The organism is Paenibacillus bouchesdurhonensis (genome assembly GCF_900155685.1).
In the GTDB taxonomy this organism is placed as follows: domain Bacteria; phylum Bacillota; class Bacilli; order Paenibacillales; family Paenibacillaceae; genus Fontibacillus; species Fontibacillus bouchesdurhonensis.
On sequence record NZ_LT732548.1, the window covers coordinates 1,024,406 to 1,044,954 of the forward strand.

The window sequence follows — 20,549 nt, forward strand, 5'->3', positions numbered from 1 at the left end:
ATGTTCTAATGCTCTATTGCAGCAAAACGATTAGGATCGGCAAGGTAATGAAGGAGGCGATTGTCGTCCACAGAACGCATTTGGATACGGTTTGCGGCGAGGCCCCGAATTTCTCCGCCAGCGCGGAAGCGTTCACCGCTGCCGGCATACAGGCGAGGATGAACAGTACGGCGAACAACACGCCGTCGATTTGCAGCATCCATAGGGCGAGCAGCGCTACTACAGGCGACAGCAGCATCCGAATTGCGATACCTGAGCGAAAGGCTCGTGCGGAGCCGGAATTCATCGGAACGCCTGCCACGCCGACCATCTGCGCGCCGAGAATAGCGAGCACGACGGGTGAATAGGCGGCGGCTGCCATCGAAATGCCTTGACCGATGCCGGCGGGCAGCGAAGCCCCGGTAACTCGGAGCAAAATGGCGGCTGCCGCTGCATATATAGAAGGCAAGGTAAATACGGATTTCACAGCTTCCTTCATGGAAAAATTAGATCGTGCCGCCAGATACACGCCCACCGTATTGACAATAATCATTTGGCCGATGACGTAAACGGAGGCCTTGTCCAGGCCGAGCTGGCCGAAGGCGAGCAGAACGAGGGGCAGGCCGTAGTTGACGCTGTTCGTAAACGTGGCGACCAGAGTGAGTCCCGCCTGCTCATCGGATGGAAGCTTCAGAAGCCGGCCAGCCAAGGCGGCGACGAGCCAGAGCAGAATGAGATTCAATAGCGAGAAGCCGAGCGTTTGGTAAATATCCTGATATGAAATATCCGCCTTGGCTAGCGTGTCAAGGATCAAGGCTGGATTTAGGAAATACAGGTACAGCGTGACCAGCGGTCTTGTATCGAGCTTCTGGAACCGCTTAAGCAATGCGCCGGAAATGACGGGAATCGAAATGGGCACGATGACTTGCAGCATGGTGGTTAGGACAGAATACAGCATAATTAATCTCCCTTCAGCCGACTTGCACGGCTATATAGACTCTAGCAAATAATCGGCCAATGGTCTAAGAGAAAATAATAATTGAGAATAACGCGAACTTTTTGATTCCTTATCCCGTTACAGTAACAGATGCCAACCGCGCGAGGCTATCCATTACATTACCGTTATGAAATGAGGAAGTTCACGCATGATCGAGATCAATCATTTATATAAAATGTACCGAAAGGGTCAACTGGCGCTGGATGACGTCACCTTGACGATCGGTGAGGGCATGGTCGGCCTTCTCGGGCCTAATGGCGCAGGAAAAACTTCGCTGATGCGCATTTTGGCAACTTTGATTCGTCCTAGCTCGGGGGATGCGCTGATCAACGGGGTTTCGCTGAAGAAGGCGGAGGATATCCGGGCGATGATCGGGTATTTGCCCCAGCAGTTTCAAGTATATCCGCAGCTCACCGGCGTCGAATTTTTGGATTATGTCGCCGTGATGAAAGGGATGAATGATCCCCGCAAACGCAAGGCGGAAATTGCTCGGCTGCTGGAGGAGGTCAATCTCACCGAGAAGGGGTATAAGCGTATCCGCACGTATTCCGGCGGCATGAGAAGACGCCTGGGAATCGCTCAGGCGCTGCTCGGCTCGCCCCAGGTGTTGATCGTGGATGAGCCCACCGCTGGGCTAGATCCCGAGGAGCGCGTGCGCTTCCGCAATCTGCTCACGCGGTTCAGTTTGGGACGAATTGTGCTTCTATCCACGCATATCGTCGCGGACATCGAGAGCAATTGCCGGCAGATCGCTGTGCTTGACCAAGGCGGTGTCCGCTTCTCCGGCGATTTAGCGGATTTGCAGGCCTCTGGCCAAGGCAAGGTGTGGGAAGGCATCGTGGAAGAAGGCTTGTTCACCGAGCTTAACCCGATGTCCATTGTATCAACGCGCCGCACCGACGAGGGGCTTCGCTGCCGAATTATCGCTGATGCTCCGCCCATAGGGATGGAGGCAGAGACGGTTCGGCCTACGCTGGAGGACGGCTACCTTGCCCTTCTTAGATCGAGGCAGGAGGAAGGGGCGATGCGTCCATGGTGAAATGGAGGCGGCAATTCGCGCTTGAAGCGAATCATATTTTTCGTAATGCGTGGTTCATGGGGCTGCCTGCTCTGTACGGAGTACTGTACGCATGGAGCCTGTCCGCCGTCTCTCCGCTTAGCAATATTTTTAACGAGGCCTATAGCTTCCATTCTTTTGTACAGACACTTACTCTTGGTCTTGTTATGCTGCTGGGCATTCTAACTATTCGGCGCGACATCCGTCGTCCTGCTTACGAGTGGGGGGCGGGGCTGCCCCTTTCTTACGGCATGCGGATTACAGCAAAATATGCAGCTGCACTGACGTATTTAACCTTATTTTCACTGCTGGCAGGAATCTTGTTTATCATGTTCTCCTACGGCAGAGGGACTGAATTCGGAATTAACTTAACGCACAGTGTATACTTCTTTTTATCCTATGAAATCTCGTATATGGTGACGCTTGCGCTGGCGATGCTGCTCGCGGTATGCCTGCCGAATCGCGTCGTGTATTTGATCGGCTTTTGCGCCTGGATGTTCGGGACATTTTTCATGCAGCTGTTTATTGTGGAAAGATACGATTTATACATTCTGGGTATTTTTCATCTGAGCCAGCTATTTGTCGAAGGGAATTGGGGATATGAGCTGTGGGGCTATCGTCTTGCTGCCCCTGAGCTGCTAAGATCGGGATTGTTTGTCCTCGCCTTCTCTGCACTGCTCCAGGTCACTGCTATTACGATTCTTGACCTGCAACGGCCGACCAAGCACGGTGCGCGTCTATGGGTGACTGCAGGACTGTCTGTGCTGCTGGCCTGCGGAGCTTTTGCACCCTACGGTTTACTATGGCAGGACAGGTACAGCAGCTACTACGGTAAAATTAATGACGATACAATCCCGGAATTTCAGTTGATGAGTGAGAAAAATGAGGTTTTTGTGGTCGCCAGTTATGACCTTACGCTGGAACGATTGAAGAATGACGTTATATCCGCTGAGGCCTGGATGGATATTCCAGTATCGTCCTTGCAAGGGAAGGAAGAAATATTGTTGACGCTTAATCGGGCCTTCACTGTTTCTGAGGTTGAAGTCTCCAGCGGCCCTTTGTCGTTTTTCCAGCAGGGAGATCTGCTGACGGTGTCCTGGAATGGGGAGCTGAAAGAGCAAGCAGAGAACGCAGCATTGGAAGAGCAGACAAAGAACGTAACGCTGGGGATTAAGTATTCGGGTGCGGTTATGGACTATAACGGAAGAGGCGGTTTTTATGCCTTCATCTACCGGGAGCTTGTGCTCCTGCCGAGTTATTATGCCTGGTATCCGCTGCCCGGCAAGCAGCACGTCTATATGAAAGACGACTGGGCGGAAATACTACAAATGGGTGCGGTGTTTAACCAGGTGTTCTACCCTGAGGCAATGTATCGGCTGACGGTCAAAGGATTTGACACACCGCTTTATGCAAGCTTGCCTGAGCTGGAGCAGCCGGCAGATATTCAATTGCAGCTGGCTGACGCGGAGAAGCGGGTCTTTCAAGGCTCTGGCAAGGAAGGCGTCAGCTTATTTGGTGGGCCGTTCGTTGAGGTCAGCGGTTCTACGGTGCCAAGTCGGATTATTACAACTCCCAACAGCAGAAAGTTGGCGGAGCATGTCTTGGAAGAATGGAGCGGATATTACGATTACTTCGCATCCTGGGTCACGGATTTCAAACCGAAGATCCAACAGGTGGGCTATTTTCAGAATAAGCAAATATTGCCCATTGCCACTGAGAATAATACGTATATGCTCGTTTCCAGCAGCGGTGGGGATAGCGGCTACGCTGGTTTGTTGATGAATGAAATGCTGCTAGGGACAAGGAGTGGTTCCTATTACATCGAGAATACGAGGGAAGACGTACGTATGCCGCTGCGCAGCCTGATGTGGTACGTTTATTATAGAGTAGCCGACGGCTTGAGCCACAAGGACATAGAGAACGGGATGGCCGATTTCCGCATGCTAGGCGCGCTGTTCCATGCTGACCCTGACCGGGATCCCGATAATTTGGGTGACCGCATGGCGAGGCAGGTAGGCGGGGCGCTGGACGCGGGGAAAATCAGCGAAGTAAAGGAAATTTTGAATTACTTCTACAGCCAGGGGCTGGAAGTACCGGCGGAGGAGGGGCTGAATGATTCCGTTAAGGCGCGCCCGATTCCTTATGAAGCCTGGGAGCGGGAATGGAAGAAGGTGATGGACGATGAGAACGGAGCTTAAGATGCTGGGAAGCCAGATACGGCTCGATTTGAACCTTGGAAAACAGCCGCTTTTTCTCCTGACGTTGATCATTTACCTCTTCTATTGGTTTGTGATTCTAACAGGCAACGTAGATTATCCGCACACTGTACATTATTACTCGGAAATGGGGATGTTTCCGGTCGTCATTATGCTCACGATCCTTCTGTTCGAGCGGGAGATCGGCGGGGGAAGCATGGAGGTAATCGGCACCTATCCCGTATCTCTAAGGCTTATGGCCGTGAGGAAGTGGATAGTGGCCCTTGTGCTTGTCGCTTTAGCCGGCATGGGCTGGATGGCTGTATACCGAATTAAGTTCGGCAGCATCATGACCGTCATGCATCCATGGCACGGTGGTGAATCCGTGTCTCGTCAGGCAGGGTATTTAGAGCTTCTGCTTCAGACGATGCCGGCTTATATGCTGCTCGCTTCGCTTGCGGTACTGGGAATCGCCTGGCTCCAGAAGCTTTATGGCGGGCTGATTCTTGCCTTTTCCTTATGGGTGCTTGACACAGTGAGCATGGGTACCGTTCTAGGAGATTGGACGTTGTATGCCGCTTTCTTGCCAAAAGATTCCTCGTTTATCGTCAATCGAGTTGTACTTTTGATCAGTGCATGTCTTTTTATGATCTTGGCCCTGTGGCTGGTAGGCATGCGGGAGCGCTGGATCGGCAGGGAAGAGGAATAGGCAGAAATTCGCTGTCTTCGTTATTTTTGGTGTTATTCCTAGGTTATTACGATCATTGACTAGACAAAGAGAGAGGGGGGGAAGCAATGATTTCCGATCAGCAATTAACGGAGCGCACGGCAATGGGGGAGCAGGAGGCTTTCGAGCTTTTGGTTACCCGCTACCATGGCCCGCTGCTTAATTTCGTGACCCAGCAGTTGAAGGATCGGGGAAAAGCCGAGGATATCGTGCAGGAGACGTTCATCCGACTTATTCGGCATCTCCGGCAGTACGGAGGAATGGAGCAATTGCGGGCCTGGCTGTACAAGGTGGCAATGAACCTGTGTCGGGACTATTGGCGCAGCGCTGCTTACCGCTCAGAGCATACCGCTGCTGAGGAGATGCCGGAGAATGCCGATCCTGCTCCCGGAGCGCAAGAAATGCTGGAAAGGCAGGAGACAGCCAAGCAGATTGCCGCCACATTAGAGTATCTGCCGGATGTTCAGCAGGAAGTAGTGAGGATGCGCTTCTTCCATGACCTGAAGCTGCAGGAAATCGCGGAGCTGATGGAAATCCCCCTAAGCTCCGTCAAATCGCATTTATACGGAGCCTTGCGAAAATTAAAACGCATGTTGGCTAAGGACTCTGAACTGGATTTATCTTACCCGCAAACGGGAAGCCGTAACCGAACCAATAAGGATAAAGAAAAGGACAAGGAGGTGCCGCTTCATGAATCCGTCTATCGATAAAGAGCTTGAACTGCTGGAGCAGCAGCTGCAGGAGCCATTGCGGCGAGCGATGCAGCCGCCGCCATCCCCGGCGGAAACGGCAGAACTGATCCGCAGGCTTCAGCCCGAGTTCGACGCGCTTAAGGCTGACCAGGCTTCAGAGTCGCTTCAGTTCAATGTGCAGGTCGAGTCCCCGACCTTGCGGAAGCTGCTGCGCAGCCAATTCCGCCTCAATCGCAAATCATTGATATTGTCCAGTTCAGCGGTGTTTCTGATGCTTATTCTTCTCGTTGACCCATATCAGCCGATGCTGTCCATCGGTGCATTGCCGAGCTCGCTGTTTCCTGTAATCACGCCGCTCATGCTGATCGCTTCCATGCTGTTCAGCTATCGAACCTGGGATCCCGGGATGCGCTCCATCGAGAGCATTACTCCGTATCCACCTGCGCTTGTCATGTACTGCCGCATGCTTATGGTGATCGCCCTGATCGTTGGCTGGGCATTTATCAGCTCGATCATCGTAAGTGTCCGAATTTTCCAGGCAGGCGAATTCGTTCTTCCGCTCGGACCGTTCCTGCTGCAGTGGCTTGGGATTACACTTCTGACGAGTGGAGCGGCCATGTATGTTCTTTTCCGCAAAGGAATTTATTATGCGCTGGCTAGCGCCTTGGGCGTGTATGCACTTTGGTTCATTTACATTGATAATTCCAGCTCGTATGTATTTCGCGTCGAATATCGGGCAGTGATCGATGGCTTGCTGCTGGCTGCAGGAGCGCTGCTGCTGCTTCGCTCTTATTATCGCAGCCGCAAAGTAAAATTCGAGATGAATTCAGGTGCAGGCCATGATATCCATTGACCATGTGCGGCAGCCGATAGGTGCGTTCACGCTGGAGATTGAACAGCTGCGGTTATACCCAGGGCTGACGCTGCTCGTCGGCCCCAACGGGGCCGGGAAGTCTACGCTGCTGAAGCTGCTTGCTACGGTAGATAGACTGCGGAGGGGCAGAATTGCTTACCAGCAGCGTGAAGTGGGCGATTATCTCCCCATCGTGCGCAGCCAAATCGGGTATGTGCCTTCGGATCTTGAGCTGTATGAGGAGATGACGACGTACAAGCTGCTTGTCTATCTCGCCGAGCTGAAAGGGGTGTATCAAATCGAGCCGGTTGACCGCTTGATTCGTGATTTTCGGCTGGAGCCGTACAGGAACACCCGGATCAAACGGTTATCGATCGGCATCCGCAGAAGAATTGCGATCGTTCAATCGCTGCTGGCCCAGCCGAAATTCCTCTTTCTCGACGAGCCATTGAATGCGCTGGATTCAGGGGAGCGGAAAATGGCGATAACGTATTTAACCCGCTATGCGATGGGGCGAGTCATCGTAGCGGCCGTTCATGAATTGAATGAATGGGAAGCTGCAGCGAATCGCATATTATGGCTCGAGAACGGCAGGACTCGCTTCGAGGGGGGAGCAGCGGAGTGGAAGTGGAATCTTCCCTCGAAGGTCTGGGAAGGAGTAGTTACAAGAGAGCAACTGAATCGTTTTCCGGAGCGGGGAGTTATTTTTATGAGAGAGCTGGAGGAAGGGCTCTTTGTGCGGCTCGTTGCGGAACGTCTGCCATTACCCGGCTTGGAAGAGGTTCAACCGTCGATGGAGGATGCCTATTTCATTCGAAAATTCTCCGTGAAATCTTGGAGTGTATAGGCTATCCACATGTGGATAACCCGGACAGTTCACTTTTATGAACGATTATCAGCTCAATAATGTGAATATGTGCATGGTTCTACTGTGAGCGCTCGGGAATTATGAACAGTATACACATTCATATGCACATATGAACAAATGGCCGTCGGTTTTTAGCTGACGGTCTATTTTGTTGCAGTCTGTTATCCACAGCAAAGAATGAAATAGCCATCGGCCGATACGGAATTTAATAATTCAGAGGAATTTTATCGGATTTGGTATTTTCAAAAGGTTCATTATATGAGAGAATATGAAAAACATGACCCCCGTTTAGGGATATGCAAATTTGAAGGAGGATTTAACTATGTCTGAAGAGCGTCAACTCGGTCTTGAAACACTTGCGGTTCATGCCGGTCAGGAAATTGATCCTACTACTTATTCTCGCGCAGTACCGCTGTATCAAACAACATCCTATGGCTTCCGTGATACGGAGCATGCGGCCAATCTGTTCGGATTGAAAGAGTTTGGCAACATCTATTCCCGTATTATGAACCCGACAAACGATGTGTTTGAGAAAAGAATTGCGGCGCTCGAAGGCGGAGTTGGTGCACTTGCAACGAGCTCCGGTCAGGCAGCTATTACATTTTCCATCCTGAATATCGCAGGTGCCGGGGATGAAATCGTCTCCTCCGCAACCTTGTACGGTGGAACCTATAACCTGTTCTCTGCTACGCTTGCCAAGCTTGGAATCAAGGTGACCTTTGTGGATTCGTCCAACCCGGACAATTTCCGTGCGGCGATTACCGATAAGACCAAAGCCTTATACGCGGAGACGATTGGCAATCCGAAGGGCGATGTTCTGGATATTGAAGCAGTGGCTGCCATTGCTCATGAGCATGGTATTCCGCTTATCGTAGATAACACTTTCCCGAGCCCATACCTGCTGCAGCCGATTAAACACGGTGCGGATATCGTAGTTCATTCTGCCACAAAATTCATCGGCGGCCACGGAACATCCATTGGCGGTGTCATCGTAGACGGCGGTAAGTTCGATTGGACGGCAAGCGGCAAATTCCCTGGGCTGACTGAGCCGGACCCAAGCTATAACGGCGTTGTCTACACGGAAGCTCTTGGCCCGCTGGCCTATATTATCAAAGCCCGCGTTCAACTGCAGCGCGACCTCGGCGCATCCTTATCCCCGTTCAACTCTTGGTTGCTGTTGCAAGGCCTGGAGACGCTTCATCTGCGCGTAGAACGTCATAGCGAGAATGCGCTTAAAGTAGCGAAGCATCTGGAAGCCCATCCTAACGTGGAATGGGTGAGCTATGCCGGACTTCCTAGCCATGAGTCCTATGCGCTTGCTCAGAAATATCTGCCGAAAGGCCAGGGGGCTATTCTAACTTTCGAAATCAAAGGCGGCGTGGAAGCAGGCCGCAAGCTGATCAACAGCGTTAAGCTGTTCTCGCATTTGGCCAACGTCGGCGATTCGAAATCCTTGATCATTCATCCAGCAAGTACGACGCATCTGCAGTTGTCTCCGGAGGAGCAGCAATCAGCAGGCGTTACTCCTGGACTGATTCGCCTTTCTGTTGGTACGGAGTCGATTGAGGACATCATCTATGATCTGGAGCAAGCGATTGCGGCCAGCCAAGCCTAATCTTTTGTTAATATCCAATTAAAGTTATATGAGCAAAGCTGCTGCCGAGGTTTGATATCAAACTTCCGGAGCAGCTTTTTTTGATTGATCTTGGAGACTGACTTGCTGACTTGGAAATAGATCTTAGGATTGATAGTGGATATTGGAGGGCGTAGGTTGGAGGTCGGATAGTATGAGGACGGTATAAAAGTCTAAAAGTTCGGCGCGATTACTGGTGGTAGTTCTGATTAGTTTTGGTGACATTGGTGAGCAGGGAGGTGGATGTATACTAACTGTATTTCCTGCTGTTAATTTCGAAGAAATCCAGGCTACGAGGGTCAAAAGGTATGGTTTAGACGAAATACAATTGTTTTGCGAATAGTTCCAATTAGAGACGAAACAGATGCATGAAATACAACTGACCTTCATCAATTCCACATTCCACTCCAACCCAACTAACTCCATCGCCGACTAACTCCAAATAAAAGCAAACTCGGCCCTAATACTATGACACCCCAGCTTCAATTCCATCTCCGACCCCGCTCCCGACGCCAAGCCCCAGCTCCAAACAAAATAAAGCTAATCTCAGCTAAGTATGGTGGTATTTCATTCTAGGAAGTGCTTTAACCGAAATGATTGGGAGGCGTGTCCTGTCAATTTGTCTATTTACATAACGCACAAAAAGCTTTAAAATGAATATAAAGTTTCTCTAAGGAAAAATTATTGTTCTAATGCAAAAATGATTATCGTTCTCATTTACATGCTGCTCCGGGATGATCCCGGGGCAGCATGTGCCATTTTAAGGGCATTAACAATAGTATTCATTCTCAATTAGATATCAGATTAAGGGAGGAGATTTACATGCAAGCGATACACAAAGGGGTTCCCGCAGTTCAGCAATCAGCCAAGTTACCTGATCCAAGAAGACGCCGGCGTCACTCGTTTTTAAGCATGCTGCGGCATCGCGAGATTGTCCTTGCCCTTGGCAGCGGTCTGCTTATGCTGACAGCCTGGGGGGTAGGATCATTCTCGCAAACGATATCCGTGCTTCTCTATATTGCCGCTTATTTTATGGGAGGATTTTTGCAGGCTAAAGAAGGCTTGGAGACGCTGATCAAGGAACGCGACCTAGACGTGAACCTGCTTATGATTGCCGCAGCCTTGGGGGCAGCTTCTATAGGTTACTGGAATGAAGGTGCGATGCTGATCTTCATCTTTGCCTTGAGCGGTGCGCTGGAGTCTTTTGCAAGCGAGCGCAGCCAAAAGGATATTTCAGAGCTAATTTCTTTAAGGCCGGAGACGGCGGTGAGAGTGGGACAGGATGGCATGAAGATCGTCGCCGTGGAAGATTTGGTTATCGGCGATCTGCTGATCGTGAAGCCGGGCGAGGTCATTCCGGCGGACGGATTAGTACGCAGCGGCGGCTCTGCCGTCAACCAAGCTACGATTACCGGTGAATCCATTCCGGTGGACAAATCGATCGGGGACAACGTATTTGCGGGCACGTTGAATGGGGAAGGCGCCTTGTATGTTGAAGTAACAAGTCCCGCGGAAGGAACCTTATTTGCTAAAATTATCGCGCTGGTTGAGCAGGCACAGAATGAAACCCCGGAATCCCAGCGATTCATCAAGCGATTGGAAGGCATTTATGCCAAAGTCGTTGTGGCGGCCACGACAGGGCTCATCTTGTTAGCCCCAATGGTGCTAGGTTGGAGTTGGTCGTTCACTTTCTATAAAGCAATGGTATTTCTTGTTGTTGCTTCACCCTGCGCACTAGTCTCTTCGGTTATGCCGGCGATGCTCTCGGCTATGTCGAAGAGTGCTAGGAAGGGCGTCCTATTCAAGGGCGGAGCTCATATGGACAACTTAGGAAATACGAAGGTGGTTGCATTTGATAAGACCGGCACACTAACGGCAGGACAGCCGGTCGTTACAGAACTTTTTGTAACCGAAGGATATGACCGTTTGGAGGTCCTGGCGGCATGCGCCTCAGCGGAGAGCTTATCCGAGCATCCGCTTGCCCGGGCCATCGTAGAACGAGCGGCTATTGAAGGTGTACAGCTCAAGGCAGCCGAAGATATGAGGTCGATTACCGGCTGGGGCATTGAGGCTCGGATCGACGGGCAATTATGGCGGATCGGCAAGGCGGATGAGCACGACGCTGCCATGCCTGCCGCATTGCTGGAGCGACTGAAAGTGCTAGCGTCCGATGGCAACACCGTTTCTCTTATTTTGCAGGACGATAATTATGTAGGGCTCGTTGCTCTCCAGGATATCATTCGTCCTCAAGCGGTTGCCGCGATCTCCAAATTGCGCGATATGGGGATTGCTACGGTCATGCTGACGGGGGATCGCAGCGGAACGGCGGAGGCGGTAGCGAGAGCGGCTGGAGTGGATCAGGTATTCGGCGATTTATTGCCGGAGGATAAGGTGAACCATATCAAAAAACTGCGGGAGAAGCACGGTCATATCGTCATGGTCGGGGACGGGGTCAATGATGCTCCTGCTCTGGCTGCGGCTACCGTCGGTATGGCCATGGGGGGCGGAGGAACCGGGGCTGCTCTGGAGGTTGCTGATGTCGTACTCATGAACGACAATTTGGAGATGGTTGCCGAAACCGTGGAACTGGCTCGCCGCGCGCGTAAAGTTGTGAAGCAGAATCTTATATTCGCTGCGGGCATCATTCTAACCTTGATCATCGGGAACTTCATTCAGGGAATATCGCTTCCTCTCGGTGTAATCGGACATGAGGGAAGTACGCTTCTCGTCATCCTAAACGGATTGCGTCTGCTTCGCTGAAGCAGACCAGTCCGCCCTGGTTCATGAATCCTTCATGTAAACTTCACGGAACCCCGCTATTACAAATGTTGACCTTAGCTGCTCATTACAACATAATAAAGATTAGATATTAACAATATTTATTAATTCATATACTTATCTAGTACTCGCGTGAATTGGCTTGAAGGAGGATGTTATATATGTATAAGTCTATTATTATCGGAACCGGCCCGGCAGGGCTGACAGCAGCGATTTATTTAGCTCGTGCGAATTTGAACCCGTTGGTGATTGAAGGGCCCCAGCCTGGCGGTCAATTGACAACGACGACGGATGTAGAGAATTTTCCTGGTTTCCCGGATGGAATTTTAGGGCCTGAATTGATGGACAATATGCGTAAGCAGGCGGAACGGTTTGGTGCTGAGTTCCGTACGGGCTGGGTGAACTCGGTTGATCTCAGCAATCGTCCATTCAAGCTTCAAGTAGAGGGCTTGGGTGAATTGGTATCCGAGACTTTGGTTATTTCGACAGGGGCAACCGCCAAATATTTAGGAATTCCGGGCGAGCAGGACAATGTAGGCCGCGGTGTCAGCACCTGCGCCACCTGTGACGGCTTCTTCTTCCGCGGGAAGGAAATCATCGTCGTCGGCGGTGGAGATTCTGCCCTAGAGGAAGCGGGCTTCTTGACCCGGTTTGCTTCTAAAGTAACGCTGGTTCATCGTCGTGACGAACTGCGCGGCTCGAAAATTATGCAAGACCGCGTACGTGCCAATGAGAAGGTGGAATGGGCGCTTAATCGTACGCCGCTCGAGGTGCTTACAAATGAGATGGGCGTAACTGGCCTTAAAGTACGGAACAATGCGACTGGCGAAGAAGAAATTATCGAAGCTAGCGGCGTATTTGTAGCGATCGGACATCATCCTAATACTGCCTTCCTTGGCGGCCAGATCGATACGGATGTGAATGGCTATATCGTGGTAAAGCCGGGAACGTCCGAGACGAACGTACCGGGAGTGTTTGCTTGCGGCGATGTACAGGATACCCGTTATCGTCAAGCGGTTACCGCAGCGGGCAGCGGCTGCATGGCGGCGCTTGACTGCGAGAAATTTATCGAGAGTATAGAACATGAGGCAGCGACTGCGGCTGCGAAGTGAAATAATTTCAAGGCATGAATCATAAATAATGGCAAGACATAGATTGCCTATAATTGCATAGACAAGAAAGAGGAGAGCGGCTAATCCCGTTCTCCTCTTTAAATTCCATAGGTGCGATCACGATGTTGAATAAATATTGTCAGACAAACAGACCGACAACAAGTTGGAATACGATGTAGCTGACAATTCCGCTGCCGATCAAAATGAATCCGCTTTTCTTCCGCCCTTGAAATAGCCGCAGCAGGCCCAAACTGCCTAATGGCGCTATGATCAGAATAAAAAACATCACAGTAATGAAAAGTTGAACGGAAATGTCCGATATATTTACTATAGTCATACACTTGTCTCCCCGTTTCTATTATGGCTGACTGTGCAATGATATATATCACACTATTAACATGTTTTATATTATACCTAAACTGCTATCCAATTAAAAGGAAATCAGATAGGAAAATAAGGCATTTTCGCGTCTTTTTTGTCATCTGATTATGTGGCAGGAGAGAGGAGGAGCATGGAGGATTCGACAAAACTAGAAGGCCTTTTCACATCAGGTTATGTTACAATGGGCTTGAACAACGAGATTCCGTATATTTCATGTAGAAGGGTTGGGAGATGATGAAGCAGCAAATCGCAAAACGATGGATTACGGCAGGGATTGCAAGTGCCATTGTGTTTGGTGCCTTACCCCCGGGCGTCGGTTACAGTGAAGTGTACGCGAAATCGGAGACAGCTGCTGCAGAGACGGCTGCCGTAACCTCTTCCAAGGAGCTTCAAACGACATTAGCGGAACTTATGGAAGCTAGGCATACGACGATTACTTTAAAATATCAAGGTGCGACGAGCAATTTGAAGGATATTTTGAAGGAAGCCGTGAACGGGGCGCTGGAGAGCGACCCATACACGAAGTATGTCATTGATCGTTATACATATTCATGGAAAGGAACTTCCGGTTCTGCCAAAATTACTTTTCAAATTTATTACCGGGAGACCGCGGAGCAGTCGGCTTATGTTGATGACCGGGTAAAGGCAATTCTTAAGGAAATTATGAAGCCCGGCATGAATGATCATCTGAAGATTAAGGCGATTCACGATTATGTCGTGTTAAATATGAAATATGATGAAGGGCTGCAGAAGTATACCGCCTATGAAGGTTTGAAGACAGGGGAAGCGGTATGCCAGGGATATACGCTGTTAACATATAGGCTGCTGAAGCAGGCCGGGATCAACAATAGGATCGTTGAGGGCAGTGCGGGTGGTCAGCTCCATGTTTGGAACCTCGTTTCCTTGGATGGAGACTGGTATCATCTTGATACAACGTGGGATGATCCTGCTCCAGATATGCCGGGTGTCGTTAAATACGGCTATTATATGAGAACGGACGAGCAGATGAGAAAGACACATACCTGGAATAATGTGTATCCAGCTGCCAAGCAGTCCTATCGTCATACACTCAGTTCGTTAATCACTGCGGGCGGTCAAGCTGCCGCTGGCATGAAGGAGCTGGAGCAGCAGCTGGAATATACGCTTTACAGTACTGAAGCGGCACTTAAAAATGTGCAGGGAATTCAAGGACAGGTCAAACAAGCCATCAGCAACAAACAAAGTACCGTTACAATTAGATATGCAGGCTCTGAGCGGCAATTGGTCGATCATCTGAGCAGTCTATACGAGCTTAATATTAAAAATATATCCTATCTGGCTGAGCCGTTGGAAGGGACGAAAGATTTGCGAGTCGAGATTCATTGGGAGAATAAGTAAGATCGGAACCAATGTTCAGCCTATAGCAACAGAACATAGTAACGGAATAGTAAGGATGTAACGACAAGCTATAGCAAAAAGAGCTGCCCGTAGTAGAGAAATCTACTTTCGGTCAGCTCTTTTATTTGCAGAAGAGAAACTATGATTTGGTTGAAGGAGGATCAAGCTCGCATTCATGCAAGGGAATCAACTTGGTGCGCTTTCTCCATTTGTATCCGAGCCAAATCACGAGGAACAATGGAACGCTGATATAGGATACGACAACGCCGTACCAATCGATCTTTCCGCCGGTGAAGGCGGAGAGATTTTGTCCCAGTATGACGATAAAGCAAAGAATAAAGGCAAAGATGGGGCCGAAGGGAAACCATTTTGCCTTGTAGGGAAGATCGTTCAAGTCTCTGCCTTGGGCAACATAGGCCCGGCGGAAGCGGTAGTGGCTAATGGCAATACCGAGCCAGGTAATAAATCCGCACATGCCTGAAGCGTTGAGCAGCCAGGTGTATACGATCCCATCCCCAAACAGGGAGGCCAAGAAGGCGGTCATCCCGACTAGTGTCGTCAGCAGCAAGGCATTTACCGGCAGCCCCCTGCGGCTCAGCCGAGCAAGAAACCTCGGCGCTTTGCCTCGCTTGGCTAGCGAGTAGAGCACGCGGGAAGAAGCATACATGCCAGAGTTGCCGGCCGACAGAACGGAAGAGAGAATGACTGCGTTCATCACGGAAGCGGCGAAGGCTAGTCCGGCCTTCTCGAATACAAGGGTGAACGGGCTGACACCGATACTCTCAATACCATCTTTAAGCAAATTGGGATTCGTGTACGGAATCAATAAGCTGATGACGAGAATAGCCAGAATGTAAAAAATTAGAATGCGCCAAAATACCTGCCGGATTGCTCTCGGAACATGCTCCCGCGGGTTATCGCTTTCTCCTGCTGCTACGCCGACCATCTCCGTTCCCTGGAAGGAGAAGCCTGCGGCCATGAAGACGCCGAGAAAGGCGAAGAATCCACCATGGAAAGGCGCATCGCCAATCGTAAAGTTTTTGAAGCCAACTGCTTCGCCGCCCATAATGCCGAAGATCATCAAGACGCCGATAACGAGAAATATAATGACTACCGCGACCTTAATCGTCGCAAACCAATACTCCGATTCGCCATATCCTTTGACTGATAATAAATTGAGGCCAAGAATCAGAGCGAGAAACAAGACGCTCCACAACAAAGAGGAGCTGTCGGGGAACCAATATTTAATAATGAGCGTGGCAGCCGATAACTCGGCGGCGATGGTTATCGCCCAGTTGTACCAGAAATTCCAGCCCATCGCAAAGCCGAGAGAGGGATCGACGAAGCGTGAAGCATACGTCTCGAACGATCCTGAATCGGGCATATACGTGGCGAGTTCACCCAAGCTTGTCATAAGAAAGTAAACCATGATTCCGACAGCGGCATAGGCGAGAAGAGCTCCGCCGGGGCCCGCGGAAGCGATCGCTCCTCCGCTGGCGAGGAACAGTCCTGTGCCGATGGAACCGCCGAGCGCGATCATCGTCATATGACGGGCTTTTAATCCCGGCTTTAAGTTGTCCGTTGTCGATACTTTTTTGCTGCCCATTGTCTGCATCCTTTCCGTGAATGTGTAACGTGTATGTGTATAGATAAATTAAGAAAAGCAAAAGACCGCAGGAAAGGTTCCGCGGTCTTGTCGTTATACCGTGATCCTCATCAGCATCTGTAAAGATAGCTCAACACGGCTTGCCTTCTATATTAGGAAGTGGACCGTGACAGTTCTGTCCCTTTCGGAAACAGCCCCAGCATGTCCGTCTTTGGGAGCCTGACGTCCACACTTCGGCAATGCTGCCTTTCCAACTGATTCATCGACGGCTCCTGCGCCTCCTCAGATGTACTCATCAACATCGCGACCTCTACCTCATCTACTTGACTGATGAGGCTTAAATTCAGTTGTTAAATGATAACTCAGTATATAACAGCCGCTAAATTAGAGCAATGATCAAATATTGACATTGCTATTGTACAGCAGCACTGGAAGTTAAGCATCCTTCGTGCTGCTCTGTCTGTGCTGAGCCATTTGCTGCCAGATGGTGCCCGCCGCCTGTTCGCCAGATTCGATGCGCTCCAGCGCCATTCTCGCCTGAAGCCCGACCTCGAACTCGGGATCATCCGCAGCAGCGCGGAGCGCTTCCTTCGCATCATCCGTCCCGACTTCATAGAGGAAGCGGGCAGCACGCCAGCGAACGAGCTTGCTCGAATCCTGCAGGGCGGCGATCATGGCCACCGTCGCTGCCGGATCGCCGATATCGGACAGCGTATCGCCTGCGGTACGGCGCACAGCAGCCGACTTATCGCGGAGCGCCTCATACAGCAGCTCCATGGCCTCCGGCGTTCCGATGTCGCCAAGGTAGACGACCACGAGACGGCGCACCTGCATTTGCTTGTCGCGCAGGGCTTCAGCAAGCAGCGGCAGCGCTGCATCGTCCGGCTTCAGCGCTTCAAGACTCGCATAGCGAACGCGCCAATCGTCGCTCTTCAACTGCTCGCGCACCTCATCCAGACTAAGCTCGCGGCGCTGCTCGACGAATTCGCTCTCGCTGCTTCCGTGTTGGATCGCCTGCGCTACAAGAGTCTGCAGCCGCTCTGGCGGGTAGGCTGCTTCCAGCTCTTGTTCCACCTCGCGAGCGATTTCCGCGAGCTCTCCGTAACGCACGCCATAGTCGGTCAGCTTGCGCTCTTTGATAAGCGTTGCGCTCGACACCTCAGTCACAGCGTTCACGAAGCGTTCGCTGAGGCCGATCCGCTCCTCCAGGCTTCCGGACTTCACGCGAATTTGCATCGGAATGCCGCGGAAAAGCTGCACGAATACCTGTGCCTCGCCATAACCTTGAGCGGCATCCGCTTCGCCCTGTTCCCAGGCGGAGGCGATGCCCTCCTGGCCGAATTGGGCTTGAACCTCAGCTAAAATCGCCGACCAGTCGGCACTGCCTTTCCGGTCAAGGGCGACAAAATCAGCGGTATGAAATATGCTCTTCACCCCAGGGATATGCAGCATTTGCCCGATCCAAGGCGGGGCAGAGCGTTCATTGTCTAGCGTATATGTTTTACGAATGCCCGGCTCAAGACTTTCGCTCAGATGCAGCTTCATCGTGTTCGGGCTCGGCGTTGGCTCGATAAATACGATTTTCATCATTTGTTCACACTCCTTTCAATTTATTGTACCTCAAGGAATCATATTACCCAAGCCTCGGAAAACGGACCTCTGTGGGTTCAGTCAGGAATAAAAAGGAACTGAAGCGGCACAATACATGTAGAAAACTGACTTCCATAGGAGGTGCACCGTTATCATGTTCAAGAGGCAGGAAAGAATACTAATCCTCGTTTGCCTCATCGTCGCGATAATTATGCTGTACGCTACGATCAAAAGTGCCTTCCGATATATGGGTGCGCCAATAGAATCAGGGTTGCCGTCATACGGCATGATCATGATAAAAAGGGAGCTGAACCATGCCGATGTTTTCTATGGATCCAGTCACGTTGAGCCGGATACTTACCGGACTCACTTTGTTTGTACATATTAATTTCGCCTCGATTGGCGTAGGGGTTCCTCTCATTATCGCCTTGGCCGAATGGAGGGGAATTACGCATAAAGATCCCCACTATTCGCTGCTGGCTCGGCGCTGGGCTCGTGGATTTGTGATTTCTGTGGCTGTCGGCGTAGTGACCGGGACATCGATTGGTCTGCAGCTTAGTTTGTTGTGGCCAAGCTTTATGCGTGTAGCCGGGCAAGCAATAGCGCTGCCGTTATTTATGGAGACCTTTGCCTTCTTTATAGAAGCGATATTTCTCGGCATATATTTATATACGTGGGAGCGATTCAGACGGCCAGGGCTGCATTTGCTCTTGTTGATTCCCGTCGTGCTCGGGGCATTCTCCTCGGCGTTCTTCATTACAACGGTAAATGCCTTTATGAATACCCCGCAAGGATTTACGCTGGAAAATGGCGTGTTTACGAATATAGATCCGATCAAAGCGATGTTCAATCCAGCGACGCCGACTAAGGTATCTCATGTTCTGGCATCCTCCTTAACGATGAGCTCCGGCCTACTGGCCGGCATTGCCGCCTATAGCATGCTGAGGGGGCGTAACCACCCTTATTTCAAAAAGGCGCTCAAGCTCACAGTAACATGTGCCTTTGTTTTTGCAATCTCTACGGCGGTGATCGGGGATTTCTCCGGTAAATTCCTCGCGAAATATCAGCCGGAGAAGCTGGCTGCGGCGGAGTGGCATTTCAAAACGATGGAGAAGGCGCCGCTCATTTACGGAGGTATATTGGATGAGAACCATGAAGTGAAGTATGCGCTGCAAATTCCTTATGCCTTAAGCATTTTGGCTGGAAGTACTCCGAATACCAAGGTAATCGGTCTGGAGGAATATCCGCAGGATGACTGGCCGCCGCTGCTGATTCACTATATGTTCGATATGAAAGTGACGATTGGCGTGCTGCTTGTTCTTATCCCTCTGCTGTTCCTGCTGCGCCATAGATTCCCTGGGCGGAATAAAGGCTATCCGAGGTGGCTGCTGATCGCAATATTGACGCTCGGGCCATTCGCGATGGTATCGATCGAGCTTGGTTGGATGTTTGCCGAGATCGGACGGCAGCCATGGATCGTTCGCGGATATATGCGGGTCGTCGATGCGGCCACAACCTCCCCGCATGTCGGTTCGATGCTTGTGCTGTTTATTATTCTGTATCTGGTTCTCTGCGTATCATGTATTTACGTGTTAGCCAAACTATTCCGCAATAAAGACGTGCTCGAAGAAATGAAAGAGCGGGGAATCGAAGGAGGGAGCCGGGGATGAGTTACGAAATCGTGGGAATTACAGTCCTTTGGACGTTTCTATTCGGGTACTTAATCGTGGCTTCCATCGATTTTGGCGCAGGTTTCTTCAGCTATTACAGCGTGATTACTGGACATAACAACAGAATACACCACATTATTCAGCGTTATCTCTCCCCGGTCTGGGAAGTGACGAACGTATTTTTGATCTTTTTCGTCGTTGGCCTTGTCGGCTTCTTTCCGGTATCCGCATACTTCTATGGCACGGCGCTGCTGGTTCCGGGCAGTCTGGCTACCGTGCTGCTGGGGCTTCGAGGTGCTTATTATGCTTACAACACTTACGGGAGCAGCAAGGAGGACAATAAACTTTATATGGCGATTTACGGAGCGACGGGGCTGCTGATTCCGGCAGCGTTGTCAACGGTTTTAGCCATATCGGAAGGCGGCATAATCCGGGAAGAGGGCGGCCATGTGATTCTGGATTGGGCGGAGTTCTTCGCAAGCCCCTATAGTTGGTCCGTCATTGTGCTGGCCATCGTCTCCGTACTGTACATATCTGCCATGTTCCTGACGTATTACTCGAAACAGGCAGGAGACCGCATAGCCTTTGAGATCCTGCGAGGCTATGCGCTCATGTGGAGCGCGCCGACGATCATCGCCTCCGTGCTTGCCTTTTTTCAGTTGAATCGTCATAATTCTGAGCATTTTCAAAATATGCTCAATATAGCATGGATGTTTGTGGCCTCGTTCGTGTGTTTCCTGCTGGCGATATATTTCGTCTGGAGACGACGTCATCTGGGCTGGTCGTTCCTGCTTGTCATGCTGCAATTCGGTTTTGCTTGGTATGGATATGGACGTTCCCATCTGCCCTACATTCTGTTCAAGCAAGTGAGCATCTATGACGGATTTACAAATGAGACGATGGCCGTTGCGCTGATCGTTGCATTTATTGCCGGACTGTTCATTTTAATCCCTTCGCTTGTACTGTTAATGCGCCTGTTTTTATTTGATGCCAAATACATTCGGGGAGGATCGCCGAAGAAAGGGTGAGCTATC

16 protein-coding genes and 1 riboswitch are annotated in these 20,549 nt (G+C 50.8%); of the genes, 12 read left to right on the top strand and 4 right to left on the bottom strand.

Annotated elements, in window-relative coordinates; translation table 11 throughout:
* Window positions 1-13: 13 nt before the first annotated feature.
* Complete coding sequence (locus tag CZ379_RS09025; RefSeq protein ID WP_110931337.1) at window positions 14-937, bottom strand: AEC family transporter; 924 nt, start codon at window positions 935-937, stop codon at window positions 14-16.
* Window positions 938-1,124: 187 nt separating this feature from the next.
* On the opposite strand from CZ379_RS09025, the gene CZ379_RS09030 reads away from it, so the two are divergent.
* The 9 genes from CZ379_RS09030 to trxB all read left to right on the top strand — a co-directional run bounded on the left by CZ379_RS09030 (window position 1,125) and on the right by trxB (window position 12,891).
* A complete protein-coding gene (locus tag CZ379_RS09030) occupies window positions 1,125-2,015 on the top strand; it encodes an ABC transporter ATP-binding protein (RefSeq protein WP_110931338.1) in 891 nt (296 codons plus the stop codon).
* Window positions 2,009-4,231 carry a hypothetical protein gene (locus CZ379_RS09035; protein ID WP_110931339.1) on the top strand — a complete coding sequence of 741 codons (2,223 nt, stop codon included), beginning with the start codon at window positions 2,009-2,011 and terminating at the stop codon, window positions 4,229-4,231. Before CZ379_RS09030 ends, CZ379_RS09035 begins: the two co-directional genes overlap by 7 nt.
* Window positions 4,215-4,937, top strand: a complete 723-nt coding sequence (locus CZ379_RS09040) for a hypothetical protein (protein ID WP_110931340.1) — start codon at window positions 4,215-4,217, stop codon at window positions 4,935-4,937. The genes CZ379_RS09035 and CZ379_RS09040 overlap by 17 nt, the downstream gene beginning before the upstream one ends.
* A gap of 86 nt (window positions 4,938-5,023) precedes the next feature.
* Window positions 5,024-5,665: an RNA polymerase sigma factor gene (locus CZ379_RS09045; RefSeq protein WP_110931341.1), complete on the top strand. Its 642-nt coding sequence runs from the start codon at window positions 5,024-5,026 to the stop codon at window positions 5,663-5,665.
* The gene (locus CZ379_RS09050) at window positions 5,646-6,500 is read left to right on the top strand and encodes a hypothetical protein (protein WP_110931342.1); all 855 of its coding nucleotides are present in this window, start codon (window positions 5,646-5,648) and stop codon (window positions 6,498-6,500) included. The genes CZ379_RS09045 and CZ379_RS09050 overlap by 20 nt, the downstream gene beginning before the upstream one ends.
* Window positions 6,487-7,347 carry an ABC transporter ATP-binding protein gene (locus CZ379_RS09055; RefSeq protein ID WP_110931343.1) on the top strand — a complete coding sequence of 287 codons (861 nt, stop codon included), beginning with the start codon at window positions 6,487-6,489 and terminating at the stop codon, window positions 7,345-7,347. The genes CZ379_RS09050 and CZ379_RS09055 overlap by 14 nt, the downstream gene beginning before the upstream one ends.
* 343 nt (window positions 7,348-7,690) lie before the next feature.
* On the top strand, window positions 7,691-8,983 hold the full coding sequence (locus CZ379_RS09060) for a homocysteine synthase (RefSeq protein WP_110931344.1): 1,293 nt from the start codon (window positions 7,691-7,693) through the stop codon (window positions 8,981-8,983).
* A gap of 840 nt (window positions 8,984-9,823) precedes the next feature.
* The gene (locus CZ379_RS09065) at window positions 9,824-11,761 is read left to right on the top strand and encodes a heavy metal translocating P-type ATPase (protein ID WP_110931345.1); all 1,938 of its coding nucleotides are present in this window, start codon (window positions 9,824-9,826) and stop codon (window positions 11,759-11,761) included.
* A 179-nt stretch (window positions 11,762-11,940) separates the two neighbouring features.
* A complete protein-coding gene (gene trxB, locus CZ379_RS09070; protein ID WP_110931346.1) occupies window positions 11,941-12,891 on the top strand; it encodes a thioredoxin-disulfide reductase in 951 nt (316 codons plus the stop codon).
* A 139-nt stretch (window positions 12,892-13,030) separates the two neighbouring features.
* Here trxB and CZ379_RS09075 read toward each other — a convergent pair whose 3' ends face one another.
* A complete protein-coding gene (locus CZ379_RS09075; protein ID WP_110931347.1) occupies window positions 13,031-13,228 on the bottom strand; it encodes a hypothetical protein in 198 nt (65 codons plus the stop codon).
* A gap of 275 nt (window positions 13,229-13,503) precedes the next feature.
* On the opposite strand from CZ379_RS09075, the gene CZ379_RS09080 reads away from it, so the two are divergent.
* Entirely contained in the window at window positions 13,504-14,649 is a 1,146-nt protein-coding gene (locus CZ379_RS09080) for a transglutaminase domain-containing protein (RefSeq protein ID WP_234404869.1), read from the top strand.
* 139 nt (window positions 14,650-14,788) lie between these two features.
* On the opposite strand, the gene CZ379_RS09085 is transcribed toward CZ379_RS09080, so the two are convergent.
* Both CZ379_RS09085 and CZ379_RS09090 read right to left on the bottom strand, forming a co-directional pair.
* Entirely contained in the window at window positions 14,789-16,255 is a 1,467-nt protein-coding gene (locus CZ379_RS09085) for an amino acid permease (RefSeq protein ID WP_110931348.1), read from the bottom strand.
* A 118-nt stretch (window positions 16,256-16,373) separates the two neighbouring features.
* Window positions 16,374-16,576: riboswitch (Lysine riboswitch) on the bottom strand.
* A 114-nt stretch (window positions 16,577-16,690) separates the two neighbouring features.
* Window positions 16,691-17,842, bottom strand: a complete 1,152-nt coding sequence (locus CZ379_RS09090; RefSeq protein WP_110934295.1) for a virulence factor — start codon at window positions 17,840-17,842, stop codon at window positions 16,691-16,693.
* 323 nt (window positions 17,843-18,165) lie between these two features.
* On the opposite strand from CZ379_RS09090, the gene CZ379_RS09095 reads away from it, so the two are divergent.
* Window positions 18,166-19,515, top strand: a complete 1,350-nt coding sequence (locus tag CZ379_RS09095; RefSeq protein ID WP_110934296.1) for a cytochrome ubiquinol oxidase subunit I — start codon at window positions 18,166-18,168, stop codon at window positions 19,513-19,515.
* Window positions 19,512-20,543 (top strand): cytochrome d ubiquinol oxidase subunit II, encoded by a 1,032-nt coding sequence (locus CZ379_RS09100; RefSeq protein WP_110931349.1) that lies wholly within the window; start codon window positions 19,512-19,514, stop codon window positions 20,541-20,543. Before CZ379_RS09095 ends, CZ379_RS09100 begins: the two co-directional genes overlap by 4 nt.
* Window positions 20,544-20,549: the final 6 nt, after the last annotated feature.